Origin of the sequence: Pseudomonas typographi (assembly GCF_014694385.1) — a bacterium.
GTDB classification, from domain to species: Bacteria; Pseudomonadota; Gammaproteobacteria; order Pseudomonadales; family Pseudomonadaceae; genus Aquipseudomonas; species Aquipseudomonas typographi.
Window position 1 is genome coordinate 150,655 of record NZ_JAAOCA010000004.1, and the last position, 26,365, is coordinate 177,019.

A 26,365-nucleotide genomic window follows, 5' to 3' on the forward strand; every position below is an offset into this window, starting at 1 on the left:
GCCAAACGCTTCAGCAACGTTAATTCTTGTGGTATAGGGGTTTACTGCAATCGGCCAAGACTATTGAACACCCGTCGCCAGCACTTTGGCATTTTCTTAATGCCGAAGAAGCCGCGGCCTTTTCAGTTTGCCCACCATCAATAAACCCCCCACGTGGGGAGTGTGCCACAGCTACGCCGAATCGTGACACGCTTCGACAAGCTCGCGAAAAGCTACGCCGCGATGGTCTCACTGGCTTGCTCCATGCGGTGTTTGCGACATCTCTTTTCGTACAGAACCTAAGACCTGGAACGGCGGCGCGGGGTGAAGGCCAGTAGCTGACATCAATCAATCCTGTTTGTTAATGGCGCTGCGATCGCGCAGGCCGGATAGCAAGGCATTGTCACAACAGAGCATCACGACTGGATTCTGCCGTCAGTTACACAATCGGTCCGTTGCATTCAAACAACCAATGACAATGAATCACACGCCGGGAAGCTTCCCATAACAGTCCGCCAACCTACCCAATTGTTTGCGTCTAACCTCATAACCACAACTCAGAAAAATTCGGTCGCGAAAAGGCCTCTATCGTTATTATCAAACAATATTTCCTTCGTTCACTTCCCGTCTTTACCGTGCTGCCCTTTATTCCGTGTAGGCATGAACACCGCACGCGGCATATCTGCGTTCTATTCACACCACAAGAGAACCCCATGGACTTCGACTTCACTCCAAGACAACAGGAGATCTACGACATCGTTGGCGATCTCGGCATGAACCGTTTCGGGCCTCGCGCCTTAGCACTCGAAGCGGCGGGCCACAGCCCGGTCGAGAACTTCAAGGACCTGTTCGACGCCGGCCTGAATGGCGGGGGTATTTCCAAAGAGTGGGGAGGTATAGGCGGCGGGGCGCTGGGTGAAGACCCGCTGGCGGCGCTGTTGGTGGTTGAGCAAACGGCGCGCTACTGCATGTCCACCGCGCAATGCGTTTCGCTGCATTACAATCTTTCGCATCGCCTTGAAGCGGTCGGCACAGCGGAGCAAAAGGCCCGCATTATTCCCGGCATCATCCAGCAAGGGCACCTGGTCAATGGCACAGCGAGCGAGCCGGGCCGCACCGCACGCGGGCTTTATAATCTGCAAACCACTGCGGAGAAAGTCGACGGCGGCTGGGTGATCAATGGGCACAAGAACTACGGAACCATCGCCGATATCGCCCATTACAACATCGTCTCCGCCGTGATCAAGGGGGGCACAGTTCCGGAGGATCATATGACCTTCATGATCCCCGTTGACGCTCCAGGGTTCACGATTATCGCGGACACCTGGAACCCTTTCGGCATGCGCGCGGCTTACAGCCCTGACCTATTGTTGAAAGACTGTTTTGTCGCCGATCACAACGTGTTGGGCCCACCGGGTGAAACAGCAAGCAGCCGTTGGCAGGCGAAGGCTCACCTGGGCTTTGCGGCACAATATTTAGGCGGCTGCGAAGGTGTCTTCGACTTCCTCGTGGATTACCTGCCCAAGCGAGGTACGGCCAACGATAGCTATACACAGCTGCGCCTGGGGGAAATTCGCATCGCCATCGATGCGACACGCTGGCTGGTCTACAGGGCCTCCTGGCTATGGCAGAAGAAAGCGTTCGCGCAAGCCGAACTGTTCTCGATGAACGCTAAACATCAGGCGCTGCAGACTACACGGCTGGTCATCGACAGGGCAGCACAGATCGCGGGATCGAGCGCGCTGAATGCCGACACGGTATTGGCACGTCATATACGCGATTTGCGCTATCAATCCCTGCACGAAAACCTCGATAAAACGGCGGCCACTGTCGGCAAGTTTCATCTGGGTCAACAGTTCGACGTTACCGCTCGTTTATAACCGTGACGTTTCATCCACTCGGCTGGCGCCAATCATGACCGACGTGCCCGCTCAATCTTTATCCGCGGCGATTGTCCGCCACGCAGCTAACACGACCTTCGAGCAACTACCGCCGGCTGTGATCCGCGCAGCCAAGCTATCGATTCTGGATACCCTCGCGGTCGCCTGGGCAGGGCTGGAATCAACTGGGGTGGCGCAGGCACGGGCGGTGGCGATAGACTCGGGCGGCAGGCCCGACAGCTTGGTGTGGGGCAGCGATCAGCGCCTGCCCGCTACGCAAGCGGCTTTCGCCAACGGCGTGGCGGCGGCAGCACTTGACTTCGACTCGCTGCACATCGGCGGCAGCGTACATGCCGATATCGTCGTATTGCCCGCGGTGCTGGCCATTGCCGAACGGACAGCAGCAAGTGGGAAGGCACTACTGACGGCGCATGCGCTCGGCGTCGATTTGACGGCTCGGTTGGGGATGGCGGCACCCGGTCACTCGGGTTGGTTCTACAGCTCGATACATGGAATATTCGGCGCGGCGCTGGGCGCTGCTCATCTGCTCGGACTGGATGAAACCAGCACTGTCAACGCCCTGGGCCTAGCGCTACCCCAAGCGGGTGGCACGCAACAACCGATGGTGGAGAAGAGTCAGGCCAAACGACTGCAATCGGCTTTCGCGGCACGCGCTGGTGTAGATGCTGCACTGCTCGCCGCGCAGGGATTGCAAGGCCCCCGCGAGGTATTCGAGGGGCGGTTCGGCGCGTTCAGACTGTATGAGTCAGCGAACCCTGCGACCGTCCTCGATGGCTTGGGGCAACGCTGGGAGGGGCAGTCGACGGCCTTCAAAAAATACTCCAACTGCGGCGCGGCCCATGCCGCGCTGAGCGTGGCTTTGGAGCTTATTCGCGAACACGATTTGCGTCCTGAGACGGTAAGCGGGGTAACGGTAATACTAACGCCATACGCTCACCGTGCTGTCGGAGCGGCTTACGAGCCTGGCGATCAGCCTCAGGTGGCCGCGCAATTCAGCGTGCAATATGCCGTGGCCACTGCCTTGCGTTATCGCCGCTTCGAGCTCCAGGATATCGAACCCGCCGCGGCATGCGACCCCGAGACGGTAGCACTGGCCCGGCGGGTGCGGGTGGAAGTCTACCCGGACAGTAACGCACGAATGCTCCCGGCACATGTGGCGTTCGCCACCAATAAGGGAATTTTTGAACGTACCGCCCTCTCTATTCCGGGTAGCGCCAGCAACCCTCTTACCGAGGATGAGGTGCTGGCCAAGGCCCGGACATGCTTTGCCTATGGAGCACGATCGCTGGCTACTGCCGCTTCTGAGCGGTTGATTCAAAAAGTCTGGGCATTCGAAACGATCGACGATGTATCGACCCTTTGGAGATGATCGCGCTCACATTCCGCCATAGCTCACCAGCGTTTCGACTCGACGAAGGATCAGAGGCGCCACGACATACGGATTGCGCCGCAGCAACTCGATCACCAATCGGTTGCGGCCCTGGCGGGCAATAGCGTAAAGATCGAAATCCAGCCAATAATCGTTATAGTTCACCCGCGCGATAGCCGCGCCGCGATCCAGCTCGATGCCGTTGCAGGATAGGCGCAGTTCGTCCACGTCCGTCAGTTGCTCGATCAGGATCCTCAGCAGGACGGCGGGCCCCCCATCCATGGGAAAATCATCCGCCAGCTCAAAATCAAGCGATATCGCATTACCGGCTTGGTCCAGCTCCAGCGGCAACGGCCCACCACGGCCCGCTGCGCCCACCACATAGTGTTTGTCCAAACCAGCCAACGTTGCTGCGTCGCCGATATCACGCCAAGCCTGCGCATCGAACCGCGCATCGTCGATGTAGGGCAGCAGGTGTTGATTCCAGATGAATTGCCCATGGGCTCCAGCCAGCCAGTGGTTCGCCGCCACAGCGCGATATTGCTCCGTGGAATAGCGACTTCCTTCACCAAACAGCACCGTTGCGGAACGCGGGCGCTCCTCGCGCATGCCGCACAGGTTCTGAGCGACGATCTGGATGTCACTGCCTTGCGTCAGCTCCAGGAAGGCTTCGAGCGGTAGGCGATAATTCCAGCCTTTGGGATCGGCAACGACGACTATGTCCACCAACCGCGCCTCGATCCAGCGAGCAACATCCAACCCACAGGCGCGGTTCGCCTCAAGGTCCGCCGGCACTCGCACTGACAAGGCCAGGCGACGCCCCACTCGCGCCCCTTTCTCGTCGAGCCGCTTGCGGATGAGCGTCAGCATCTCGTGTATCAAGCCAGTGCCTTGCACAACGTCGTCAGGCAAGAACAGGCTGGGTTGACGACAAAAGTCCAGGTCGAAGCCGTCAAGATCGTATTGATCGATAGCCTCAGCGACGAGTGCCAGGGTGTAGTCGCGCACCTCGCTCTTGCTGAAATTCAAAGCGAAGCGGCTCTGTTGCTGCTGGCGCTGCGACAGTGAAGGATGCGGTACGCCCTCGCCATGCAACAACCAGTGGGGATGAGATTTGCGGGTCGAGGACAAGTAAGCATCCTCCTGCCCCTCGGGGATTCGACAGTCGCTGCCGTCGTTGATCCGCAGTGAGACAAACACCTCCAGGCCGGCGCGGTGGCCGTGCTCGACAACCAGGGCTACCGCATCTGTGCCCGCTTCGCGCAGATTGCGCACCGTCGCCGCCAGGCGCCACTCGGTCGCAGTCTGGAAGCGCGTGGCATCCGCGCCCCATACCGGCCCGATCTTCGTAGCATGGGTATACCAATCCGACAGTCTGTGGCTCGGGCTGCCATGAAAGGGGTCAGCGCCGAGCTGCCAGTAAAGGGTGTTGATCGCGGTTCCGCGCAGCGGCCCCAGGGTGGCGGCAACAAAGGCTTCAGCATCTAGTTCCGCACTGGCGCTGGGCAGCGCCAGGGTAGCACCGTCGTTGCAAAGGATGATCCGTGGCTGGTTCACGGGGCATACTGGCTCTTGGGCACCGGCAGGCCAAGATGCTCGCGCAGGGTGGTACCTGTGTATTCGCGGCGAAAGCGTTGACGCCGCTGCAGCTCCGGCACGAGCAGATCAACCACATCGTCCAGACCACCGGGCGACCAAGGCACCATGAGGTTGAAGCCGTCGGCAGCACATTCGTCGACCCAAGACTCGAATATGTCGGCAATGTCGCTCGGCGTTCCGATCACCACGTGGTGACCGCGGGATCCGACATAGCGTTGATAAAATTGGCGCACCGTCAGACGATCGCGGCGCGCTGCATCGATCAATAATTGCTGCCGACTCAATTGGCCGGTGGAGGCGGTGAAGTTGGGTAGCGGTTCATCGAGCGGCAAGGCCGAGATGTCCACACCGAGGTGTTGTTTGACCACCATCCAACCGACTTGCGGAGTAATCAGAGCCTGCAACCTGGCGTATTTCTCGTGCGCCTGCTCCCGAGTCTGGCCGATGAAGCACATCACGCCGGGCATGATCTTGATGTGATCGGGGTCACGCCCTTGGCTCGCTGCGATGCCTTTCACTTTCCCATAGAATGCCTGCGCATCACCCAGATCCGATTGGGCAGTGAATACCACTTCGGCGTGATGCGCGGCGAATTCGATTCCCTCAGGCGAAGAGCCCGCCTGCACCAACACGGGCTGCCCCTGTACGGAACGCTCTACGTTCAGTGGCCCACGCGAGGAATAGAATTCACCCTTATGCTCCGGCACACGCAGCCTAGCAGGATCAAAAAACCGAGCTGATTCCTTGTCACGCAGCAGCGCATTGTCGTCCCAGCTGTCCCAGAGCTTCTTCACCACCTCAGCGAACTCATGCGCGCGCCGATAGCGCAGTTCAGGCGGGCTGACCACGCCAACATTGAAGTTGAGGGCCTCCCTCGATTCGAAGGAGGTAACCATGTTCCAGCCAGTTCGGCCACCGTTCATGCGGTCGAGCGTGGCGAACTTTCGTGCGATGTGAAACGGCTCGAAATAGGCCATCGACACGGTTGCAACGAAGCCGATGTGCGTGGTTACCGCCGCCAGCGCCGAGATCAAGGCGGTGGGCTCAAGCCGTAACATGCGGGAGGTTCCGCCAAGCTGCTCATCCTCCGGATACATCGGCGCCATCTGATCGCCGAAAAACACCATGTCGAGCTTGCCGCGTTCGGCCGTTCTGGCAATGTTGCGGTGGAAGTCCAGGCTCATGCCGCCATCAGCCGGTACATCCGGATGCCGCCACGCTGCTACGTGGTGTCCAACGTCCTGGGAAAAAAACCCAAGTTTGATTTCGTTATCGCTGCTCATCAGACCTCCGAATCAGACACTCCCTGGCGGGTGCTTATTTTTCCGCACTCAAGCGCAGGGAAGCCTGCAGGTTCGCGTTGTAGCCCACCTCGGCTAAGGTCTGCTCAATCAACTGGGTGTAACGGGAATCAAAATCGACCGACACGTCCAGCTTTTTCTTGAAGGCCCCTGCGTCATACAGAATATTGCTGACCGATTGCGCGTCAGCCACTGCCTTGGCATCCGCGGGGCCGCACGCCACTCGCCCAGTCAGCCACGCCGTACGCGCTTGTGCTGGCGTGAAATGGCGGCCGTTCACATAGGCTGCGATCGCAGCATCGGGGTTAGCGATAAACCAGTTCTGGAACTTGATATAGCGCGCGATGAAATCGCGTATAGCCGTTTCCTTTAATGGATCGTGAAGGCTCTGCGAGCTGGCGAGCACGCCGCTCTGAATCGACATACCGAACTTGCTGCTGCTGGCGATGACTTTCGCACCATCATCCAGCGCAGCCCCATAGAGTTCGATCGAACCTGAGACCAGATCTACGGAGTTGCTCAGCAACGCCAGGGCGTTGGCGGTGGTGTCTAACTGCACGGGCACGACATCCTTTGCCGTCAATCCCAGATATTTCAATGTGCCGAGAAACACCAGATAATTGTTGGCGCCTGGCGAATAGGCGAATTTCTTGCCGCGCACATTGTCCGCCGTGAGCTCGGTGATGCCGGATTTGCTACCGGCCATGACCACATAGCGGTCGACTGAACCTGGATAGTCACTGACGCGCAGCAGCAAGGTTTTGATAGGTGCGGTCTCGTGTGTCCACGGCTCGGCCGAGGACTGCTGCAGTTGCAACGCGGTAGTCACGGCGCTGTCACTTACATCGATGTTGCCAGCTGCGAGCGCCGTGTAGTTGTCCAGTGCATTGTTGAAGCTGGAGAACTTGATCTGATAGGGCGAGCCGTCAAACGCACCGGAGGCACGGAATATCGGCTCTAGCTCGCCGTTGTTCTGGCCGATTCTCAGGGTGATCTTGCTCAGCGCTTCCGCGCTTGGCTGCGCTGAACTGGCGGTAGTTGCCTGGGCGATAGTCGGTATGCCGCTGGCCACGCCAAGCAGCAGCGCGCCAAGCGCGATATACGACGAAAGTGCCTTCAAGTGGACTCCTTATAGGTGGGGTAGCAATGTCAGGCAACTGCCTGGCTTGAGACAGCCGGGGAACCTGGCCGGTGGGGCACAGCGGAGTTCAGTGGATCACCTTCCTTGGAAACCCCGAGCTCGCCTAGCAGGTATTCAGTCAATTGTGCGAAGGCTTCGCCAGCGCGCCTCGGGCGCTGCACCTCGACCTGGATATCCACGGCCAGGCGCCCCTCCTTGAGGATCAGAATTCGGTCGGCCAGCAGCACCGCCTCTTCGACATCGTGGGTGACCAGCAGCACGGCGGGTGTATGCTCGCGCCACAACGCCTGGACCAACCACTGCATACGGATTCGGGTGAGTGCATCGAGTGCGGCAAAGGGCTCATCGGCCAGCAACAGGCGCGGCGTACGCACCAGGGCCCGGGCCAGAGCGACACGCTGGGCCTCGCCGCCAGAAAGTCGCTTGGGCCAACTGAAAGCCTTCTCCGCCAAGCCGACTTCGTCCAGCGCCGCCAGCGCCTTGGCTTTATTGCGCTGGTCGCCCTTCAAGCCCATCAGTACGTTTCTCCACACCCGGTGAAAAGGCGCCAGGCGGGGTTCCTGGAACACCACGGTGCTGCTGTCGGTGACCCGCACCTCTCCGCTATTGGCATGATCCAGGGATGAAAGCATCCGCAGCAACGTGGTCTTACCGGAACCCGAAGCCCCTAGCAAGACGACGAATTCTCCACGACGGATCTGAAGGTCCACGGCATCAAGGATCACCTGTCCGCCAAAATGCTTGCTCACCGACTTGAGATCGACGACGAGATCTTCATGGGTCTGTGCCATTGGCTAAAACCTTTACCGGAATGAATTCAAAAGAAATGAAGTCAGATGTCTCAAAGCTACTTCCACGGCATCGATCTTCGCTCGACAACGCGCATGCCGATGTCGATGAGTACGCCCAATGCGGCGTAGATCAGGATTCCGGCGATCATGATGTCGATGCGCAGTGCCGAATTGGCCGTGAGGATGATGGTGCCGATACCGTTCTGACTATTGAGTTGCTCGGCGACGATTAGCGCCAGCAACGCCGTGCTCATTGAGTAGCGGATACCAACCAGAATGGGCGGCAACGCCGATGGCAGAACGATCTGGATGACCAGGCGAATGCCGCGCAGACCAAATAGACGGGCCGACTCGACCAGTTTTGGATCAACATGGCGTACCCCGGAGTAGGTATTTACGTAGGCCGGGAAAATGCATGCTAGTGCAATCAAGATGATCTTCGGCTTTTCATCGATGCCGAACCAAAGCACGAACAGCGGCACCACTGCGATGAATGGAATGGCGCGCACTATTTGGAAGCTTGAGTCGAGTAACTGATCGCCGATCCGGGTCAGGCCGGCCAGTGTGCCGGCGGCGATACCCAACGTTACCCCGATCACCAGCCCGATGACACCCCGCGCTAGAGACGCGGCAAGCGCGGATTTCAACTGCCCCGTAACGACCAGATCCCATAATGCCTGCAGCACTGTCAACGGTGACGGAAACAGGCGCTGCGAAATGATTCCGCTCACGCTTAGCACATTCCAGATGACCAGAACCAGCACTGGGGCAAGTGCTCGCAGGAGGTTCCTGGGGGCGAGCCAGCCCGGCGCCTGGCCCCCGCCGTCGGCCACGACGGGGCGCAATTGCAAAGCTTCTTTGGAGTTCACCGGGGAGTATTCTAACTGTTTTCTAAGTACTTCCATAAGGGTGATCTAGGTGGACATTGGAAAAGAGTTCGCACCTTAGTCACCAAAAATGGGGGGCGGAAATACTATTTATCACTAAGCATAGATACCCCGTTTCGAGAAGAAAGTTACGAATTCCAGTTATATGCCTAGATCCAAATGATCGTGTCCCGGGAAGTGGTGTAACTGAAACAACCAGAGGCGCTCTGCGGGCGAAAGAGGATGGTCATCGTGATTCTTGACTAACGTTTAGTTTGCGAAGACCAAACACTCACCAGAGAAAGCACGATGACGAAGCCCACTATTGAATCGCCCCCGGGTTTCGTGGAGGCCTCAATTCCTGAAAAGATGCGACCATGAAACAGACTACGATCTACTCTCCTGAAGTCCGTGAACGTGCCGTGCAAATGGTTCGGAAGCACCTGAACGATTACCCGTCCGAGTGGGCGGCTATTGAGGCCATTGCCCCGAAGATTGGCTGTGTAGCGCAAACCCTGCATGGCTGGATTCGTCGCCGTCACCGACGCGGGGCAGCGCCCTGGAACGCGAGGACCGCGAGCTGCGTAGAGCCAACGAGATCCTGCGTCTGGCCAGCGCGTATTTGCCCAGGCGGAGCTCGACCGGCGCACCAAGTTCTGAGGGCATTTGTCGATTAGTACCGTGTCCGTCTAGGCATCGAGCCGATCTGTCGAGTCTTGCAGATCGCACCGTCCGGTTACCGCAGGCATGCGGCCCAACTTCTTAACCCGGAACTGCGTTGTAGCCGTGCTCAGCGCGATGAGGCCTTAAGCCTGAAGGTCGAGCGCGTATAGGACACCGACAGGCAGCGCTATAGCGCGGTGAAGGTTTGGAAACAACCCAGGCCAGGTAACGCTTTCGCGGCTTAAGGGCGGCTGACCGCCTCACGAGACAGTGCAAACCGTTCGTCGAAAAGCTTGGGTATCAACTCCGGTATTCGTGCGCGTGTTGATACCCAAGGCTTGAGGTATGGGATCCGCCAGGTCAAAAGAACGACGCCAACGGCCCGACGACCAAATGATTCCGGTTTGACACCATGAAATCTCAGGGGTATGTTTCGGACCAGACGGCTGTGCGATCAGTCATATCAAGCACCAAAACCCTCCGAAAGGAGGGTTCTGGATAAAGATGGTGGGTCGTGTAGGATTCGAACCTACGACCAATTGGTTAAAAGCCAACTGCTCTACCAACTGAGCTAACGACCCAAATATGGTCGGGGTGAGGGGATTCGAACTCCTGACATCCTGCTCCCAAAGCAGGCGCGCTACCGGACTGCGCTACACCCCGAATTGGCTCCGCGACCTGGACTCGAACCAGGGACCCAATGATTAACAGTCATTTGCTCTACCGACTGAGCTATCGCGGAACGATTTACTCGGTACAACTTCCAGGCCTGCTAGAGGCGGCTCTGAACCCATCGGCGTTTTTGCATCGCTGCGTTCACGTCGTTGAGGCGCGCCATTCTACATCTTCAGGCTTGGCTGTCAACAGCTTTTTGTTTCAACTGACTGATTTGCCAATTCTTTTCACACTTGGCCTACCCGCCCGTTTAGCGGCATGCTGACAGCGCGGCGAATTCTAAGGGCAATGCCAGGCAAATGCAAAGCTTTATATAAAACTGCCCCTGGGCCGAGGCGCCGGGGGCATCGAGCGTGCTTAGGCGAAGACGATTTCGTCGCCGGAAACGCCGGCTTTCACCGTGGTGCCCGGCTCGAATTTGCCGGCCAGTATCAACTGCGCCAAGGGGTTTTCGATCCACCGCTGGATTGCGCGTTTCAAAGGCCGCGCCCCATAGACCGGGTCGTAGCCCACGGCAATGAGTTTATCCAGCGCCTCGGGCGAGAGGTCCAGCGACAGCTCGCGCTCGGCCAAGCGGCTGCGCAGGCGGCCAAGCTGGATGTCGGTGATGCCAGCAATCTGCTCGCGGCCCAGGGGTTCGAAAATCACCACCTCGTCGATACGGTTGATGAACTCGGGGCGGAAATGGTTGCTGAGCGCGTCCATTACCGCCGCACGTTGCGCCTCGCGGTCCGACACCAGTTCCTGAATACGCGCCGAGCCCAGGTTGGAGGTCATCACCACCACTACGTTACGGAAATCCACCGTGCGCCCGTGGCTGTCGGTGAGGCGGCCGTCTTCCAGCACCTGCAACAGAATGTTGAACACGTCCGGGTGGGCCTTTTCCACCTCGTCGAGCAGCACCACCGAATAGGGTTTACGCCGCACCGCTTCGGTCAGGTAGCCGCCCTCTTCATAACCCACATAGCCTGGCGGTGCACCGATCAACCGCGCCACGGAGTGCTTCTCCATGAACTCGGACATATCGATGCGCACCATTGCCTCTTCGGTGTCGAACAGGAACTCCGCCAGCGCTTTGCACAGCTCGGTTTTACCCACACCGGTCGGGCCCAGGAACAGGAACGAGCCGCTGGGCCGGTTCGGGTCGGAAAGCCCCGCGCGGGAGCGGCGCACGGCGTTGGCCACGGCCACCACCGCTTCGTTCTGGCCGATCACCCGCTGGTGCAACAGCGCCTCCATGTTCAGCAGTTTTTCCCGCTCGCCTTCAAGCATCTTGGCCACGGGGATGCCGGTCCATTTCGACACCACTTCGGCGATTTCTTCCTCAGTGACCTTGCTGCGCAGCAGTTGGTTTTCGCCTTTGCCATGTTGGTCAACCATCTGCAGGCTGCGCTCCAGGTCCGGGATCACGCCGTATTGCAGCTCGGCCATGCGGCTGAGGTCGCCCCTGCGCCGCGCGGCTTCCAGCTCTTGGCGCGACTGCTCGATTTTTTGCTGGATCTGCGCCGAGCCTTGCACTTCGGCTTTTTCCGAAAGCCACACCTCTTCGAGGTCTGCATACTCGCGCTCAAGCCGGGCAATTTCCTCCTTGAGCTTTTCCAGGCGTTTGAGCGTGGCTTCGTCTTGCTCTTTGCTCAGCGCTTGGGATTCGACCTTCAATTGGATCAACCGGCGGTCGAGCCGGTCGAGCACCTCGGGTTTGGAGTCGATCTCCATGCGGATGCGACTGGCAGCCTCGTCGATCAGATCGATGGCTTTATCCGGCAGTTGGCGGTCGGTAATGTACCGGTGGCTGAGCTTGGCGGCGGCAATGATCGCGCCGTCGGTGATCGCCACCTTGTGGTGAACCTCGTAGCGTTCTTTGAGCCCGCGCAGGATGGCGATGGTGTCTTCCTCGCTAGGCTCATCCACCTGCACCTTCTGGAAGCGGCGTTCGAGGGCGGCATCCTTTTCGATGTACTGGCGGTACTCGTTGAGGGTGGTAGCCCCCACACAGTGCAGCTCACCGCGTGCCAGCGCTGGCTTGAGCATGTTGCCGGCGTCCATCGAACCTTCGCCCTTGCCCGCGCCGACCATGGTGTGCAGTTCGTCGATGAACAGGATCACCTGCCCTTCCTGCTTGGCCAAGTCATTGAGCACGCCTTTGAGGCGCTCTTCGAATTCGCCGCGGAACTTGGCGCCGGCAATCAGCGCGCCCATATCCAGCGACAACAGCCGCTTGCCCTTGAGGCCATCAGGTACTTCACCATTGATGATGCGCTGGGCCAGGCCCTCGACGATGGCGGTTTTACCCACGCCCGGCTCACCGATCAGCACTGGGTTATTCTTGGTGCGGCGCTGTAACACCTGGATGGTCCGGCGGATTTCGTCGTCGCGGCCAATCACCGGGTCGAGCTTGCCTTCTTCGGCGCGCTTGGTGAAGTCGATGGTGTATTTTTCCAGGGATTTACGTGCGTCCTCAACGTTCGCGTCGTTCACCGCCTCGCCACCGCGCAGGTTGTTGATGGCGTTCTCCAACGCCTTGCGGCTTACGCCCTGGGCCAGCAGCAATTTACCGGCCTTGTTGCTTTCGTCCATGGCCGCCAGCAACATCAGTTCGCTGGTAATGAACTGGTCGCCCTTCTGCTGGGCCAGGCGGTCGGCCTGGTTGAACAGGCGGGCCATGTCTTGCGACATGTTCACGTCGCCGGTGGGGTTCTGGATTTTCGGCAGGCGGTCGAGCTCTTCCGCAAGGGCCTTACGCAGGGCGTTCACATCGAAGCCCACCTGCATCAACAGCGGTTTGATCGAGCCGCCTTGCTGGTCGATCATCGCTTGCAACAGGTGCACCGGCTCGATCGCCGGGTGATCGTGGCCCACGGCCAGGGATTGGGCGTCAGACAACGCCATTTGCAATTTACTGGTCAAACGGTCTATTCGCATGGACGTACCTTCCTTTAAAAAGGCAGGCCGGAGCGCGAACTCCGTATAGATAAAGAGGCAGCCTGCCGGGATACCGTTTAGATGTGGGCAATTGTGAGGGTTTCAAGCGCCAGGGGCTTGACTTGAAGCAAAAGGCTATGGCGAAAGCCAAACCAGGGAGGCGAAACGGCCGGTGATATTGGCGCGCCGGTAGGAATAAAAGCGGGTGTCTTCGATGGTGCACAGGCCGCCGCCGTAAACTGCGGTCACGCCCACTGAGGCCAGGCGAATGCGCGCCAGGGCATAGATATCGGCGATGAACTTGGTTTGGCCCGGCACACCGGTGGCCTGCCCCGGCACGAATGCCGCTTCGGCCTCGGCATGGCGGACCAGGAACGCACTGCGCACCTCGGCGCCGACTTCGAATTGCCGTGGCCCGATGGCCGGGCCCAGCCAAGCCAAGAGCTGCTCAGGTGGGCGTGCCAGGTGCGCCACGGTGGCCTCCAGCACCCCATTGGCCAACCCGCGCCAGCCGGCGTGGGCCGCCGCCACGCGAGTGCCGGCGCGGTCACAGAACAGCACCGGCAGGCAATCGGCGGTCATCACCGCGCAGGCGATACCCGGTGTGGATGACCAACTGGCGTCGGCTTCAACGGGCGTTCCAGGGCTGGCCTGCGCCACCGCCACGCCATGCACCTGCTTAAGCCAAGCAGGGCGAATGCCATACAGGGCGGATAACCACTCGCGGTTACTGGCCACCGCGTGCGGGTCGTCGCCCACATGGTCGCCCAAGTTGAGGCCAGCATAAGGCCCCGTGCTCACACCGCCCGCACGGGTGGTGACGCAGGCCGCCACCCGCGCTGGCGCCGGCCAGTCGGGAAGCAACAGGCCGGCGCCCAGCGCGTTCACCCCACGAACTCCGCACGGTCCTGGCGCAACAACGACAGCAACCACACAAAGTCATCGGGCAACGGTGCTTCCCAGCCCATGCGCTCACCCGTGGATGGGTGCTCCAGCTCGAGGAAGCGCGCATGCAGGGCCTGGCGCGGAAAGGTTTTCAGGGCCTCGACCAGCGACAGGCTGGCGGCCGGTGGAATCCGAAAGCGGCCGCCGTACACCGGGTCGCCGACCAACGGAAAGTTCACGTGGGCCATGTGTACGCGGATCTGGTGGGTGCGCCCGGTTTCGAGCTTCACCCGCACATGGGTGTGCGAACGGTAGCGCTCCAGCACCCGGTAGTGGCTGATCGCGGGCTTGCCGTTGTCCATCACGCCCATGCGCTGGCGCTGGGTGCCATGGCGGCCGATGGGGGCGTTGATCTTGCCACCGGCGGTGACCACACCCACCACCACGCATTCGTAGACACGGCTGACCGAACGGGCCTGCAGTTGCGCCACCAGGTGGGTCTGCGCTTGCAGCGTCTTGGCCACGACCATCAGCCCGGTGGTGTCTTTATCGAGGCGGTGCACGATACCGGCGCGCGGCACATTGACGATATCCGGCACATGGTGCAGCAAGGCATTGAGCAGGGTGCCGTCGGCATGCCCGGCCGCCGGGTGCACCACCAGGCCGGCCGGTTTGTTGATCACCAGGATCTGCTCGTCTTCGTAAACGATGTCGAGGTCCAGTTGCTGGGCCACCCATTCGCCCTGCGCCTCCTGCTCGGCTTCCAGCGCCAGCAGCGCGCCGCCGTGTACCGTATCGCGGGGGCGCAACACGGCGCCATCGACGGTGAGCTGGCCTTCCTTGATCCAGCCAGCCAGGCGCGAGCGGCTGAACTCGGCGAACAGCTGGGCGGCGACTTGGTCGAGGCGCTGGCCCCCAAGGTCGGAAGGGACTTCGGCGCGCAATTGGATGGTTTCGGGCATGCTTGGCTACAGGAAAGAAAGGTGCGGGCGGCAAGCCTTTGGATCGGCTGCGGCTTGTGGTTAAATACGGCGTCTTTTGCCCCGAGGGCTTTCCACGGGGCGCTCATCATATCAGGACGGTCGCTTCCAAGACAGGCCGTTAGGGGACGCAAGCCGCTATGCAAGCAAGACACCTGCTGCTGATCGCCATTATCGGCCTGACCGCCGCCTGTTCCTCGAAGAAGGAAGTGGTCGACGAAAACCTGAGCGAAGTGGAGCTGTACCAGCAGGCACAGAAAGACCTCGACAACACCGACTATAATGCCGCCACCGCCAAGCTCAAGGCGCTGGATTCGCGTTACCCCTTCGGCCGCTACGCCGACCAGGCCCAGCTCGAGCTGATCTTCGCCAACTACAAGAACTCCGAGCCCGAGGCCGCCAAGGCCGCGGCCGAGCGCTTCATCCGCCTGCACCCACAGCACCCGAACGTCGACTACGCCTACTACCTTAAAGGCCTGACTTCATTCGACCAGGATCGCGGCATCGTCGCCCGCTTCGTGCCACTGGACATGACCCGCCGCGACCCAGGCGCCGCGCGAGACTCGTACAACGAGTTCGCCCAGCTCACCAGCCGCTACCCCAACAGCCGCTATGCCCCCGATGCCAAGCAGCGCATGGTGTACTTGCGCAACCTGCTGGCCGCTTACGAAATCAACGTTGCCGACTACTACCTCACCCGCCAGGCGTATGTCGCCGCCGCCAACCGGGGCCGTTACGTGGTCGAGAACTACCAGGGCACACCGTCGGTCGGCGACGGCCTGGCGGTGATGACCGAGGCCTACCAGCATCTGCACCTGGATGACCTCGCCGCCACCAGCCTGGAAACCCTCAAGCTCAACTACCCCGACAACCCCAGCCTCAAAGACGGGCAGTTCGTGCCGCGCCACACCGAGGACGACAACCGCTCCTGGTTGTCCAAAGCCACCTTGGGGCTGATCGAAGGCAAGGCGCCGTCACCGCCCACTTCCACCCGCGCGCAGGAAGACCTGATGCGTAAGTACCAGGAAGATAAAGAAGCCATGCCCAAAGAGCTGTTCCCTGCCTCTGAAGGCGGCACCGCCGACGAACCCACGGAACCTGTGGACGCGCCGAAGAAGCGCTCGTGGCTGAGCTACATGACCTTCGGGTTGTTTGGTTGAACCCACGAAAGCCCCGGCCCACCGGGGCTTTTTGCATAAAAAGGCCCTATGCTTGGAATACACCGTGGCCGCGCGGCCGGGCCCGCCCGGTGGCGAGCCGCTGAGCCGGCCTGGTGGAAAAGCCGCGGGCCTGCCGTTTCAACCCCGACGTTTCGGAATCCCAACTCATGATTCGCCTTCTCTTTTGGGTCGCCGTGATTTTCGCCGCCGTTTGGTTATGGCGAAAATACCAAGCGGCCGCCAATCGCCCCACCAGCGGCGGGCAACAGCCCAACACCCTGAACATGGTCCGTTGCGCCCATTGCGGCGTGCACCTGCCCGATAACCGCGCGATCCACCGTGGCCAGCAGTGGTATTGCAGCCAAGCCCATCTGGAGCAGGGGCCACGCCAGCCGTGACCGCCCGCGGTGCCACCAGCCAGGCGCAGCGCATGTTGCGCCTGTACAACCTATACCGCCTGATCATCGGCTTGTCGCTGGTGCTGTTGATTTCCAGCGACTTCGACAGCCGCCTGATGGAGCTGGCCAACATTGCGCTGTTTCGCGCTGGCAGTTGGGCTTACCTGGGCTTGAACGTGGCGGTGGTGTTGTTGTTGGGCAACGTTCGCCACCCGGCGCGGGCATTCACCCTGGCAGCGGCCGACGTGATCCTGCTGGCGGGCCTGTTCTATGCCGGCGGCGGCATACCCAGCGGCATCGGCAACCTGATGATCGCCTCCGTGGCGATGGGCAACCTGCTGCTGCGTAGCCGCCTGGGCTTGCTGCTGGCCGCGATGGCCTCGATCGGCATCATTTACATCACGTTTTACCTGAACTACGCCCGTGGCGTGGCGCCGAACGATTACCTGCAAGCGGGCTCGCTCGGCGTGCTGTGCTTCGCCGTGGCGCTGATCGTACAAGGCTTGATCCGCCTGTTGCGAACCAGTGAAGACCTCGCCGAGCGGCGCGCCAGCGACGTGACCAGCCTTGAAGCGCTCAATGCGCTGATACTGCAACGCATGCGCACCGGGATCATCGTGCTGGATGCCGAGCACCGTGTGCAACTGGCCAACCAGGGCGCCCTGGCCCTGCTCGGCCAGCCATCGCTGGTCGGCGAATCGATGGTGGCACGCGCACCCGAGCTGATCGAGCGGCTGCTGCAGTGGCGGCGCAACCCGACCCTGCGCGTGAAAAGCCTGCGCCTGAGCGACAGCGGGCCAGCGCTGCAGCCCAATTTCGTGGCCCTGAACCGCGGCGAGCGCGAGCAAACCCTGGTGTTTCTAGAAGACCTCTCAGCGGTGGCGCAACAGGCCCAGCAGCTTAAGCTCGCCGCCCTCGGCCGGCTGACCGCCAGCATTGCCCATGAAATCCGTAACCCCCTGGGGGCCATCAGCCATGCCGGGCAATTGCTGCAGGAGTCCGACGCGCTGCCGGCCCCTGACCAGCGCCTGGTGCAAATCATCCTTGACCACTCCAAGCGGATGAACTTGATCGTCGAGAACGTGCTACAGCTCTCGCGCCGCCGCGCGGCAAAGCCCGAGATACTCGACCTCAAGCACTGGTTGCGCAACTTCGCCCGTGACTTTCGCCCCACCGATTCAGCCAACCAGCAGCTCAACCTGCAATTGGCCGACGGGCCTATCGAAACCCGCATAGACCCCAGCCAACTGGCGCAGGTGCTGACCAACCTGGTGGAGAACGGGCTGCGCTACAGCGGCCAGCGCCACGCCCAGGCGCAGGTGTGGTTGAACCTGTACGTAGACCCCCACAGCGGCCTGCCGGTGCTGGATGTGCTCGACGATGGGGCGGGCTTCCCTTCCGATAAGTTGCAGCATATCTTCGAGCCATTCTTTACCACTGAAACCAATGGCACGGGCCTTGGGCTATATATTTCCCGTGAACTGTGCGAAAACAACCAGGCTCACCTGGACTATCGGCCCCGGGAACACGGCGGCAGTTGCATGCGAATCACCTTCGCCCACGCCAAAAAACAAGGATGAGCCATGAGTACACGGCAGAAAGTCCTGATCGTCGATGACGAGCCCGACATTCGAGAGCTGCTCGAAATCACCCTTGGGCGCATGAAGCTCGATACCCACAGCGCCCGGAACGTGCAAGAAGCGCGCGATTGGCTGGGCCGGGAGCGCTTCGACCTGTGCTTGACCGACATGCGCCTGCCCGACGGCACCGGCCTTGAACTGGTGCAGTTGATTCAGCAACGTTACGCCCAAGTGCCCGTGGCGATGATTACCGCCTTCTCCAGCATGGACACCGCCATCAGTGCCCTGAAGGCCGGGGCATTCGACTTTCTCACCAAACCGGTGGACCTGTCGCGGCTGCGCGAACTGGTCGCCAGCGCGTTACGCTTGAACCAACCGGCCGCCGTTGCACCCAGTGACGCCCGCCTGCTGGGTACCGCCGAACCCATGTTGGGGTTGCGCAAGCAGATTGCGCGGCTGGCCCGCAGCCAGGCGCCGTTGTATATCAGCGGGGAGTCCGGCAGCGGCAAGGAGCTGGTCGCCCGGCTGATCCACGAACAAGGCCCACGCAGCGAACGCCCTTTCGTGCCGGTAAACTGCGGCGCCATCCCCAGTGAGCTGATGGAAAGCGAATTCTTCGGCCACAAAAAGGGCAGTTTCAGCGGCGCCACCGAAGACAAACCTGGGCTGTTCCAGGCCGCCCACGGCGGCACGCTGTTCTTGGACGAAGTGGCTGATTTGCCACTGCCCATGCAAGTGAAGCTGCTGCGCGCCATCCAGGAAAAAGCCGTGCGCAGCGTGGGCGGCCAGGCCGAGCAAGTGGTGGATGTGCGCATCCTTTGCGCCACCCACAAAGACTTGGCCACTGAAGTGGCCGCCGGCCACTTCCGCCAAGACCTCTACTACCGCCTGAATGTGATCGAACTTCGCGTGCCGCCCCTTCGAGAGCGCCGCGAAGACATCGAACTGCTCGCCAGCCACGTGCTGGCACGCCTGGCCGCCGAAACCGGCCTGCCGCCCGCCACCCTCAGCGCCGAGGCGTTACAGGCGCTGAAGGCATACCGGTTCCCCGGTAACGTGCGCGAGCTGGAGAACATGCTGGAGCGCGCCTACACCCTGTGCGAAAACGACCTGATCGGCGCCGCGGACCTACGCTTCAAGCAGGCCACGCCAAGCGCGCAGCAGGGAGGCGAGCCAACCTTGGCCCAAGTCGATGACCTGGAAGACTACCTCGAAGGCATCGAACGCAAGCTGATCCTGCAGGCGCTGGAAGAAACCCGCTGGAACCGCACCGCGGCGGCCCAACGGCTGAATATGTCCTTTCGCTCGATGCGCTACCGGCTCAAGAAACTGGGCCTGGACTGACCTGCAAGCGTGCGTCTGGCGCGTAGGGTGCCGGGTCGATGATGGGCGTGCGGCCAGCCACCAAGTCGGTAAACAGCTGGCACGACGCAGGGGCCAATACCAAGCCGTTACGGTAATGCCCGCAGTTCAACCACAGCCCGGGGTGGCGGCCGACTGGACCGATGAACGGGATGCCATCGGGGGCCCCGGGGCGCAAGCCGGCCCAGTGCCCGACGCGCTCGGCCTTGGCCAAGGCCGGCAGCAACGCCTCGGCGCTGGCCACCAGGCTGTGCAGCGCTTCGTCAGTCGGGGTTTTATCGAAGCCGGCGTGCTCCAAGGTGCTACCGACCAGAATGTGCCCATCGCGCCGAGGGATCGCGTAACGGCCGCGCGCCAGTACCATGCGCGACAGGAAATCCTCGGCGCAGCGGTAAAGGATCATCTGCCCCTTCACCGGCTCCACGGGCAGCGCCAGGCCGAGCGTGGCCAACAGTTGGCCGCTCCAGGCACCCGCCGCGAGCACCACGCGGTCGGCCCGCAACGGGCCTTCGGCGGTGTCTACGCCCCCCACCGCATCACCGTTACGCAAAAAGCCGCGCACTTCGCAGTGTTCACGCAGGGTAACGTTAGGCAACAACGCCAAGGCGGCCTTGAGCGATTTGACCAGGCGCGGGTTGCGCACGTTGGCCACATCGGCCATGTAGATCGCCCGCTCGAACCCCGGCGCCAACGCCGGCACCTGGCGGTAGGTCGCCTCCAAGCTCACCGCACTCAGGGGCCGCTGCTCGCGGCGCGCCCAGGCCAGGGCCTCGGCCTCGTCGTCCAGGTCAAGCCAGTACAGGCCGGTAACATGCACCTGTGGGTCCAACCCGGTGCGCACGAACAATTCGTCGCCCAGCCTGGGGTAGAAGTCCTGCGACCAATGCGCCAACGCGGTCACGGCGGCGCTGTAGCGCCAGGGGTAAAGCGGCGAAACGATACCGCCACCGGCCCAGGACGCTTCGCGGCCGGCCAGCTGGCGGTCGAGCAGCGTGACCCGCTCGCCCTGTTCGGCCAGGTTCAACGCGGTGAGCAGGCCAATGGCGCCGGCGCCTACGATCAGGGTATGGGGGCCGTGATTCATGTTTTAGCGCCCCCAGCAGGTGGCTGATGTAGCGCCGGTACTGTTGCTCCGCTTACCGGTGTTATCCAGGGTGTAAGTACCGCAGGTATCGCCGGCCATGAGGGTGTCGGTAATGGGCGTGGCCGTCAGGGTCCAGTCCGTCGCAGTCACGGTCAGGTTCAACGTGTAATAGCTATTGCTCGTGGTAGTGGGCTTGAAGTCGGTATAGGCGCCCTTTTGTGAATAATAACGCTCCGCGCTCTGCGCCGTTTCACTCATCAGCTCGACGATCGCTGCCCGTTGCGTGCGCTTCACGTAATTGATGTAGCTAGGGTAGGCGATGGCGGCGAGGATGCCGACGATAGCCACCACGATCATCAGCTCGATCAAGGTAAAGCCGCGCTGCTTGCACACCATGAGATGCTCCGGTTACTGGATCTGTCGCCACATGATACGGCGGTTCGTGCCCCCCGCGCCGCCGCTGGTGAGCGCCGTGTTCAACAGCGTACCGCTGGAGGTATTGGATTCCAGCACGTCGGCAGAGTCGCCGGTCAGTACCGCCACCCCCCCAGCGTAGCCGTTGCTGAGTACGATGCCGCTATTGGCGGTAGAGGTAGCTTGGATTTGCGAGGTGCTGAACATCTGCCCGGTGAACGCCTGCAGAATCACGACGCGGCCATAGCCCTGGCTGGCGCAAGGGTCGGTGGTGTCCACCCCCGCGGTGGTGAAGATGATTCGCCCACTGCTGTAGGTGGCCTTGAAGATCACCCGCTCGCCCACCAAGGTGTTGTCATAGGTCAACGGTAGGTACCAGCCCTTCTTGGTGGTGTAGTCGACGGTATTCTGTGAGGTGGTCATGTAAGTGGAGCCGCCCGTCGCGAACGAGCCGGTAATCGACTGCGCCACCAGGTTACTAATGGTGTAGTTGGCGGTGGCGGCATCGGTGTCCTGGATGGCGTAGAACGCCTGGGTGGCCGTGGTGGTTTTGTCAGCGGTTTCCATAAACTTGCCCGTGCCTACGAACACGCTGTAACCGCCGTTCGGGTTGGCGACCACCAGCGGCGGCGCGGTGATCGGTTGGGCAGTGCCGCCGGTGTCGGTGAACAGCGGTTTGCCGGAGAACGCCAGGCCCCAACTGGCCGAGCTACTGTTGGTCAGGTCGAACTTCCACAGCCGCCCCTTGAGGTCGCCGGCATAGGCGTATTGCACAACGTCCGAGGCATCGACCCGCAACGCCACGCTAGATAACCCGTTGTCTGTCTCGCTGCTGTCGACCACGATCTTATTGATCAACGCACCGGTCGCAAGGTTGATCACATACAGTGCCGCCACGCCTGAATTACTGCCGTAGCCATTGGCGATGAACGCGGCCCAGGTGCCGTCGGCCAGCCGCGCAACCTGCGGGGTGGCGTAGGCGTAACCGAGGTCGTTAAACGTATTGGTGGTGCTGGCGGTACTGGGCGCGGATATCTCCCACAGCGCCTGTGGCGTGTTGCTGCCAGCGGCGTTGAACAGGCGGATGGCATAGAAACTCTTACCCCCGGCGCCCGTGCCTCCTACGGCCACCGTGCCCCAAGTGCTGCCGAGCTGCGCGTCGAACACATCGACTTGCCCATCGTTGAGGAACTTGTGGGAGGTGCCGTCGGTGTAGCTTGTGGCCGCGATGGTCGACAGGCCCGATAAGGCTGAAGACGGCATATAGGCGTAGCGGCGGGTGCCGCTGTCCGCATTGATGACGCTGGTCATGCCGGAATTATCGTTCACCACCAGGCTGGCGGTCATGCCGCTGGCCTTGGTCGTGAGGTAGCTGGAATAACTGGTGTCGCCGGACGTGTCAGACGCGGTCACCGCGGTGGGCGATACGTAGGTGACCGGCGAGTTGATCACATCGCCCATCAACACGGTTCGGGCCTTCAGGTTGGCGTTGTTGGTGCCCTTGCTCCACTCCACCAGGTCGGTACCTTTGAGGCTGGTTTTGATGGCTTTGGCCGCGTCATCCAACACTTTCTGTTGCGCCGTCGACAGCGCGTTATACGCCAGTGAAACCACGGCCGAACCGCTGTACGTCTGGTATATGGCAGTGGTGGTGCCCACCGCCATGGTGTGGTCGGTGCTCCAACTGGCGGTCGTCGACAAACTGCCATCGGTGTTGAACGGGAACGCCTTGACGGTGCCGCGCCAGTCGGTGGGGTCGTAAAGCGCTTGGTAATAATAAGAGCTGCTGGTCAGGCTGGTGGTGTTGGCGCTACCGGTACCGCCGGAACCGGACTGCGAGCTGATCTGGCTGAGCGCTTCGGTCAAGGCCGTGGTCAGCGAGTCGGAGTCGGTGGCTTGGTAGTACTGCCCGTGGCCATAGCTGGCCGCATCCGAGAGCATTTGGTTGGCCGCGGTGAACCCCACGGTATAAGTGATCATGTTTTGCTGTTTGAAATCGTCGGCATCCCAGCTTTTGCCAGCGGCGTCGGTACCGTCGCTTTTAGTCCGCATGTCGATGTCGTAGGCGAATTTAGCGACATCGTCCAGGTAGAGGGTATCGCCCTCGTCGTCGCCGCTGGTGTCAGCGCCGTCGTTGTTGATGTTGTCCCAGTTCGGCAGCTTTTGAGTGGTGGTATAGGCCGGGTCGGACGGGGGGAACGTGCGGTCGTAGGTGGGCAGGCCGTCGGTGATGACCACGCCGAAGTTTTTTTGGCAGCGGTACTGGAGGGGGCTGGTGTAGGTCGATGGCGTGTTGTTGTAGTACGGCGCCATCCCGCGCATGTAGCGAGTGATTTCGTAATAGGTTTCGGCCAGGGGGGTGTTGGCGACCGCCGATAGTTTGCTGATCGCGCTGACCAAGTTGTTATAGTTGGCCGTAGCCTGGGAACTGGTAGTTTTGGTCGTCTGCTGCAAGTCAGCGATATTTTGCGAGATATTGCCGCCTGGCCCACGATTCGAATTGGTGGGCGCATTGAAGGTGGCCAGGCCAATGCGAAGGCTGGTATTGGCTTTCACCAACGCACTGGCCACGGTGCGCGCCACATTCATGCGGTAGTCGATGGGGATCGTACCGGTCGTGTAGTCCTTGGTTGTGGCGCTGCCCATCAGGCCGAGCAAGTAGCTGAGGTAACGCACCGAATAGCGGGTGTTGCCGCTGCCGACCGGGTCGGGCAGCTTCAGGCAATACCTGCCCGAGCCCCAGGACAGGCCGGTATAACCGTTGCTGCAACCGCCTCGGTAGAGATCGCCAATGGACTGGTTCTCGTTGGTCATGTCCATCTTCACGATGTATCTACAGTCGTCGTCCCGCGAACAATAGTACAGTTGCGGCTGCACCACGCTCTGGTCAAACGCCGTAGCGCGAATCAAGTTGTTCATACTGCCGGAGTCATCGACCAGCAACATCAGGTTTGGCACCACCGCCGCCGCGCTCATCAGGGGCGAGGGGGATGGCGTGAAGGCGGCGTACGCCGGCGCGCTTAGGTAAAGGGCCAAGGCGATGCCATACAGCCACCCCCAGGCCTTGCTCAACGCGCGTTTGGGTTTATTGCTTGGCATAGATACTCTCCAGCACCGTGCGGGCGCTGCCCGAAATGCCGATGGCGGTGATGCGATAAAGCTTGACCGAGGTGCCAGCCTCACCGTCGAAGTTAACCGGGTCTGCCGTGGTGCCAATGAACTGGACGCCGTAAAGCGCCACCGTGGTCGCGGTGCCCGATTGCGCGCTCACCCAGGTCACACCATTGGCGCCCGCGCCCGCCGCAGTCACGGCAGTGGTTGCCGGCGGCGCGCAGTTGGTCGTGGAGTTGCACACCGCAAGGGTATAGCTGCTCTTGGCTACCGCATTCTCCCCCACCCGCAGCGCCGCCTCGGCCAGTTGGAACGTGGTGTTGCGCAAGCTTACGCTGCCGGCCATTTTTTCCTGCAGGGTGGCGTTTTGCATAGACGAAATGCCGATCATCGTTAGCAACAATAGGAACACCAGCGCAACGATCAGCACGGCGCCTCTCTGCTGCGCGGCGGCAGGCGGCAATGAGCAGGAAAACCGGGCCATGGTCACAGCAACCTGTTGCGTATGGACGCCACGACGCTGAACACTTGGTCCGGCAATGCGGCGTTGGTATTGGTAGTGGGGTCGGCCAAGGTGAGGCTGATACGGATACTGCGAACCAACGCGGGGTTGGCGACCGTGGTGGCGTATGACGTCACCGCCGTGTCGCTGGCACTGCCCGCCAGGCCGAACATCAGGCTGAAATCCTTGACGTTGCTCAGCAGCACCTGCTGCGCTGTACCGGTGCCGGTATACAGCGCGTTGGTGCTGCTCTTGAAGGTGTACACCACTTGGTGCACCGGAAAAGCGATTTGCCCGCTGGCCGCGGTCGCCTTACCGGTGTACGCAGTCGAACTGCTGATGCAATCGGACAACACTGTCCAGGTTGGCGATGTACTGGCGCTGCCCACGTCGCTGGTCACCAGCGTCAGCACCGTACTGGTGCTGTCTTTGCTATAGACGATGGGCTTGTTGAAGGCTGTGGTGAAGGCGGCGCTGGTGCTTTTGTCGGTGACCGTGGCCAGGCAGCCGAACATGCCGACCATGCGGATTTCCTGGCTCATGCGCGTCAGCAGGTAACGGGCATCTTCCTGCATGGCGGCGGCGGTGTTCTGCAGGGTGTAGGTGCTGCGGGCCGAAATGAAGATGTTCATCACGCCGAGGGTGATGATCAACCCAAGCGCCAGGGATACCATCAATTCGATCAGGCTCAGCCCGCGCTGAGAATACTGCTTCATTGGGTCACCGCATCCATGGCTACGCGGCTGGTAAGCACAAAACTCTGCGTGGCGGTTTCAGTACTGCTGGCATTACTGCTATTGACCGCCGTGGCGGCGCGGGCATCATTCCAACCCACGGTGATGGTATATACATAGCCGGTCTTGGCAATCACCCCGGTCCCATCGGGCAACGTCGCCGTGATATTGGCCTTGAAATCGTAGAGGTCCTGGGTCGCCGGTGCATTCAGGCTGCCGCTGCCGGGCGCGGCGTCCAGGCTGGCCAACGCGTAAGCGCCATCGGGGTTCGCCCGGATGCGGTCCATCATGTCGTAGGCAATGAAGCTCGCCTTGGTGCGCAAGGCCGAGCTGTCGGTGAACTTCAAGGCATTGAGCTGGATCGCTGCCGCGCCCAAAAGGCCAATGGACATCACCAGCAAGGCCACCAACACCTCGATCAGGCTTGCGCCCCGCTGGCGCGCCGTCATGAACAGGTGGTTCCGTTGTTGAGCACCACCCGGCCGTTCACACACACCACCAGGTGGCGGCTGATGCTGCCATTGGTGTAGGTGAACAGCAGCGTCTCGGTGGGGTTGACCAGCGAGCCCAGGTTGTTGAATTCGATGTAGGCCGCACTGTTGGCGGCGACCATGGTGGAGGAGGCCGACATCGCCGGCACTACGCGCAATGTGCCGGCGGCGGTGGTCACCGACGGCACGGTCACGTTGATGATCCCCGCCCAGTTGCCCGTGGTTTCCGGCGTCAGCCGCACACTCACACCTCGGTTGACCGCCTCGAGCCGTGCATAGTTGAGGGCCCGGTAGAAATCCCCGGTTTCGGTATCGGCGCGGTTTTTGGCGACCAGGGTACTGAACGACGGCACGGCAACGGTGGCCACGATCACCAATAGGGCGACCGTGACCAGCATTTCCACCAGCGTAAACCCTTTGAAACGTTGTTGCATTGCCCGTACTCCTCGACGCACCG

At 61.1% G+C, this 26,365-nt stretch carries 21 protein-coding genes, 3 tRNA genes, 1 pseudogene and 1 other annotated feature; of the genes and pseudogenes, 7 read left to right on the forward strand and 18 right to left on the reverse strand.

Going from position 1 to position 26,365, the window contains the following annotated elements:
- Positions 1 to 171: 171 nt before the first annotated feature.
- From HAQ05_RS28540 to HAQ05_RS04335, 3 genes and pseudogenes are all read left to right on the forward strand, one after another.
- Positions 172 to 282: pseudogene (locus tag HAQ05_RS28540) on the forward strand (IS5/IS1182 family transposase); the annotation flags it as partial.
- 410 nt (positions 283 to 692) lie between these two features.
- Entirely contained in the window at positions 693 to 1,859 is a 1,167-nt protein-coding gene (locus tag HAQ05_RS04330) for an acyl-CoA dehydrogenase family protein (RefSeq protein WP_190417765.1), read from the forward strand.
- A gap of 34 nt (positions 1,860 to 1,893) precedes the next feature.
- Positions 1,894 to 3,249 (forward strand): MmgE/PrpD family protein, encoded by a 1,356-nt coding sequence (locus HAQ05_RS04335; protein WP_190417767.1) that lies wholly within the window; start codon positions 1,894 to 1,896, stop codon positions 3,247 to 3,249.
- A gap of 6 nt (positions 3,250 to 3,255) precedes the next feature.
- Here HAQ05_RS04335 and HAQ05_RS04340 read toward each other — a convergent pair whose 3' ends face one another.
- The 11 genes from HAQ05_RS04340 to rluD form a co-directional block, all read right to left on the reverse strand.
- A complete protein-coding gene (locus HAQ05_RS04340) occupies positions 3,256 to 4,806 on the reverse strand; it encodes a family 10 glycosylhydrolase (RefSeq protein WP_190417769.1) in 1,551 nt (516 codons plus the stop codon).
- Complete coding sequence (locus tag HAQ05_RS04345; protein WP_190417771.1) at positions 4,803 to 6,131, reverse strand: LLM class flavin-dependent oxidoreductase; 1,329 nt, start codon at positions 6,129 to 6,131, stop codon at positions 4,803 to 4,805. The genes HAQ05_RS04340 and HAQ05_RS04345 overlap by 4 nt, the downstream gene beginning before the upstream one ends.
- A gap of 34 nt (positions 6,132 to 6,165) precedes the next feature.
- The gene (locus tag HAQ05_RS04350) at positions 6,166 to 7,269 is read right to left on the reverse strand and encodes a type 2 periplasmic-binding domain-containing protein (protein WP_190417772.1); all 1,104 of its coding nucleotides are present in this window, start codon (positions 7,267 to 7,269) and stop codon (positions 6,166 to 6,168) included.
- A 29-nt stretch (positions 7,270 to 7,298) separates the two neighbouring features.
- Positions 7,299 to 8,081 (reverse strand): ABC transporter ATP-binding protein, encoded by a 783-nt coding sequence (locus tag HAQ05_RS04355; protein ID WP_190417774.1) that lies wholly within the window; start codon positions 8,079 to 8,081, stop codon positions 7,299 to 7,301.
- A 56-nt stretch (positions 8,082 to 8,137) separates the two neighbouring features.
- Positions 8,138 to 8,986: an ABC transporter permease gene (locus tag HAQ05_RS04360; RefSeq protein ID WP_190417776.1), complete on the reverse strand. Its 849-nt coding sequence runs from the start codon at positions 8,984 to 8,986 to the stop codon at positions 8,138 to 8,140.
- A 576-nt stretch (positions 8,987 to 9,562) separates the two neighbouring features.
- Positions 9,563 to 9,678 (forward strand) — a sequence feature (AL1L pseudoknot).
- Positions 9,679 to 10,115: 437 nt separating this feature from the next.
- Positions 10,116 to 10,191: transfer RNA gene (locus tag HAQ05_RS04370), tRNA-Lys, on the reverse strand.
- Between the two features lie 5 nt (positions 10,192 to 10,196).
- Positions 10,197 to 10,273 (reverse strand) — tRNA-Pro (locus HAQ05_RS04375).
- A 3-nt stretch (positions 10,274 to 10,276) separates the two neighbouring features.
- A tRNA-Asn gene (locus HAQ05_RS04380) sits at positions 10,277 to 10,352 on the reverse strand.
- A 290-nt stretch (positions 10,353 to 10,642) separates the two neighbouring features.
- On the reverse strand, positions 10,643 to 13,207 hold the full coding sequence (gene clpB, locus HAQ05_RS04385; RefSeq protein WP_190417778.1) for an ATP-dependent chaperone ClpB: 2,565 nt from the start codon (positions 13,205 to 13,207) through the stop codon (positions 10,643 to 10,645).
- Between the two features lie 135 nt (positions 13,208 to 13,342).
- On the reverse strand, positions 13,343 to 14,095 hold the full coding sequence (gene pgeF, locus HAQ05_RS04390) for a peptidoglycan editing factor PgeF (RefSeq protein ID WP_190417780.1): 753 nt from the start codon (positions 14,093 to 14,095) through the stop codon (positions 13,343 to 13,345).
- Positions 14,092 to 15,054, reverse strand: coding sequence for a 23S rRNA pseudouridine(1911/1915/1917) synthase RluD (gene rluD / locus HAQ05_RS04395; protein ID WP_190417782.1), 963 nt, complete (start codon positions 15,052 to 15,054; stop codon positions 14,092 to 14,094). Before rluD ends, pgeF begins: the two co-directional genes overlap by 4 nt.
- A gap of 158 nt (positions 15,055 to 15,212) precedes the next feature.
- Here rluD and HAQ05_RS04400 point away from each other — a divergent pair, with 158 nt between their 5' ends.
- From HAQ05_RS04400 to HAQ05_RS04415, 4 genes are all read left to right on the forward strand, one after another.
- Positions 15,213 to 16,232, forward strand: a complete 1,020-nt coding sequence (locus HAQ05_RS04400; protein WP_190417784.1) for an outer membrane protein assembly factor BamD — start codon at positions 15,213 to 15,215, stop codon at positions 16,230 to 16,232.
- A gap of 167 nt (positions 16,233 to 16,399) precedes the next feature.
- Positions 16,400 to 16,630 (forward strand): PP0621 family protein, encoded by a 231-nt coding sequence (locus HAQ05_RS04405; RefSeq protein ID WP_190417786.1) that lies wholly within the window; start codon positions 16,400 to 16,402, stop codon positions 16,628 to 16,630.
- Between the two features lie 32 nt (positions 16,631 to 16,662).
- Positions 16,663 to 18,210, forward strand: coding sequence for a sensor histidine kinase (locus tag HAQ05_RS04410; protein ID WP_190417908.1), 1,548 nt, complete (start codon positions 16,663 to 16,665; stop codon positions 18,208 to 18,210).
- 3 nt (positions 18,211 to 18,213) lie between these two features.
- Positions 18,214 to 19,554 carry a sigma-54-dependent transcriptional regulator gene (locus HAQ05_RS04415; RefSeq protein WP_190417787.1) on the forward strand — a complete coding sequence of 447 codons (1,341 nt, stop codon included), beginning with the start codon at positions 18,214 to 18,216 and terminating at the stop codon, positions 19,552 to 19,554.
- On the opposite strand, the gene thiO is transcribed toward HAQ05_RS04415, so the two are convergent.
- Genes thiO through HAQ05_RS04450 form a run of 7 tightly spaced genes read right to left on the reverse strand, consistent with a single transcriptional unit; the run spans position 19,532 to position 26,342 of the window.
- Complete coding sequence (gene thiO, locus HAQ05_RS04420; RefSeq protein ID WP_190417789.1) at positions 19,532 to 20,656, reverse strand: glycine oxidase ThiO; 1,125 nt, start codon at positions 20,654 to 20,656, stop codon at positions 19,532 to 19,534. The two genes, HAQ05_RS04415 and thiO, sit on opposite strands and share 23 nt — an antisense overlap.
- A 3-nt stretch (positions 20,657 to 20,659) precedes the next feature.
- A complete protein-coding gene (locus tag HAQ05_RS04425) occupies positions 20,660 to 21,052 on the reverse strand; it encodes a type IV pilin protein (protein ID WP_190417791.1) in 393 nt (130 codons plus the stop codon).
- Between the two features lie 12 nt (positions 21,053 to 21,064).
- On the reverse strand, positions 21,065 to 24,169 hold the full coding sequence (locus tag HAQ05_RS04430) for a pilus assembly protein (protein WP_190417793.1): 3,105 nt from the start codon (positions 24,167 to 24,169) through the stop codon (positions 21,065 to 21,067).
- Complete coding sequence (locus HAQ05_RS04435) at positions 24,156 to 24,665, reverse strand: pilus assembly PilX family protein (RefSeq protein ID WP_190417795.1); 510 nt, start codon at positions 24,663 to 24,665, stop codon at positions 24,156 to 24,158. Before HAQ05_RS04435 ends, HAQ05_RS04430 begins: the two co-directional genes overlap by 14 nt.
- Before the next feature lie 2 nt (positions 24,666 to 24,667).
- On the reverse strand, positions 24,668 to 25,399 hold the full coding sequence (locus tag HAQ05_RS04440; RefSeq protein ID WP_190417797.1) for a PilW family protein: 732 nt from the start codon (positions 25,397 to 25,399) through the stop codon (positions 24,668 to 24,670).
- The gene (gene pilV / locus HAQ05_RS04445) at positions 25,396 to 25,866 is read right to left on the reverse strand and encodes a type IV pilus modification protein PilV (protein WP_190417800.1); all 471 of its coding nucleotides are present in this window, start codon (positions 25,864 to 25,866) and stop codon (positions 25,396 to 25,398) included. Before pilV ends, HAQ05_RS04440 begins: the two co-directional genes overlap by 4 nt.
- Positions 25,863 to 26,342 carry a GspH/FimT family pseudopilin gene (locus HAQ05_RS04450; protein WP_190417802.1) on the reverse strand — a complete coding sequence of 160 codons (480 nt, stop codon included), beginning with the start codon at positions 26,340 to 26,342 and terminating at the stop codon, positions 25,863 to 25,865. The genes pilV and HAQ05_RS04450 overlap by 4 nt, the downstream gene beginning before the upstream one ends.
- Between the last annotated feature and the right edge of the window lie 23 nt (positions 26,343 to 26,365).

What these genes read in the sequence shown, in the direction of transcription:
- HAQ05_RS04330 (WP_190417765.1), top strand. Translation starts at nt 693, where the DNA reads ATGGACTTCGACTTCACTCCAAGACAACAGGAGATCTACGACATCGTT.
- HAQ05_RS04335 (WP_190417767.1), top strand. Translation starts at nt 1,894, where the DNA reads ATGACCGACGTGCCCGCTCAATCTTTATCCGCGGCGATTGTCCGCCAC.
- HAQ05_RS04345 (WP_190417771.1), bottom strand. Translation starts at nt 6,131, where the DNA reads ATGAGCAGCGATAACGAAATCAAACTTGGGTTTTTTTCCCAGGACGTT.
- HAQ05_RS04355 (WP_190417774.1), bottom strand. Translation starts at nt 8,081, where the DNA reads ATGGCACAGACCCATGAAGATCTCGTCGTCGATCTCAAGTCGGTGAGC.
- HAQ05_RS04360 (WP_190417776.1), bottom strand. Translation starts at nt 8,986, where the DNA reads ATGGAAGTACTTAGAAAACAGTTAGAATACTCCCCGGTGAACTCCAAA.
- clpB (WP_190417778.1), bottom strand. Translation starts at nt 13,207, where the DNA reads ATGCGAATAGACCGTTTGACCAGTAAATTGCAAATGGCGTTGTCTGAC.
- rluD (WP_190417782.1), bottom strand. Translation starts at nt 15,054, where the DNA reads ATGCCCGAAACCATCCAATTGCGCGCCGAAGTCCCTTCCGACCTTGGG.
- HAQ05_RS04400 (WP_190417784.1), top strand. Translation starts at nt 15,213, where the DNA reads ATGCAAGCAAGACACCTGCTGCTGATCGCCATTATCGGCCTGACCGCC.
- HAQ05_RS04405 (WP_190417786.1), top strand. Translation starts at nt 16,400, where the DNA reads ATGATTCGCCTTCTCTTTTGGGTCGCCGTGATTTTCGCCGCCGTTTGG.
- HAQ05_RS04410 (WP_190417908.1), top strand. Translation starts at nt 16,663, where the DNA reads ATGTTGCGCCTGTACAACCTATACCGCCTGATCATCGGCTTGTCGCTG.
- HAQ05_RS04415 (WP_190417787.1), top strand. Translation starts at nt 18,214, where the DNA reads ATGAGTACACGGCAGAAAGTCCTGATCGTCGATGACGAGCCCGACATT.
- thiO (WP_190417789.1), bottom strand. Translation starts at nt 20,656, where the DNA reads ATGAATCACGGCCCCCATACCCTGATCGTAGGCGCCGGCGCCATTGGC.
- HAQ05_RS04425 (WP_190417791.1), bottom strand. Translation starts at nt 21,052, where the DNA reads ATGGTGTGCAAGCAGCGCGGCTTTACCTTGATCGAGCTGATGATCGTG.
- HAQ05_RS04430 (WP_190417793.1), bottom strand. Translation starts at nt 24,169, where the DNA reads ATGCCAAGCAATAAACCCAAACGCGCGTTGAGCAAGGCCTGGGGGTGG.
- HAQ05_RS04435 (WP_190417795.1), bottom strand. Translation starts at nt 24,665, where the DNA reads ATGGCCCGGTTTTCCTGCTCATTGCCGCCTGCCGCCGCGCAGCAGAGA.
- HAQ05_RS04440 (WP_190417797.1), bottom strand. Translation starts at nt 25,399, where the DNA reads ATGAAGCAGTATTCTCAGCGCGGGCTGAGCCTGATCGAATTGATGGTA.
- pilV (WP_190417800.1), bottom strand. Translation starts at nt 25,866, where the DNA reads ATGACGGCGCGCCAGCGGGGCGCAAGCCTGATCGAGGTGTTGGTGGCC.
- HAQ05_RS04450 (WP_190417802.1), bottom strand. Translation starts at nt 26,342, where the DNA reads ATGCAACAACGTTTCAAAGGGTTTACGCTGGTGGAAATGCTGGTCACG.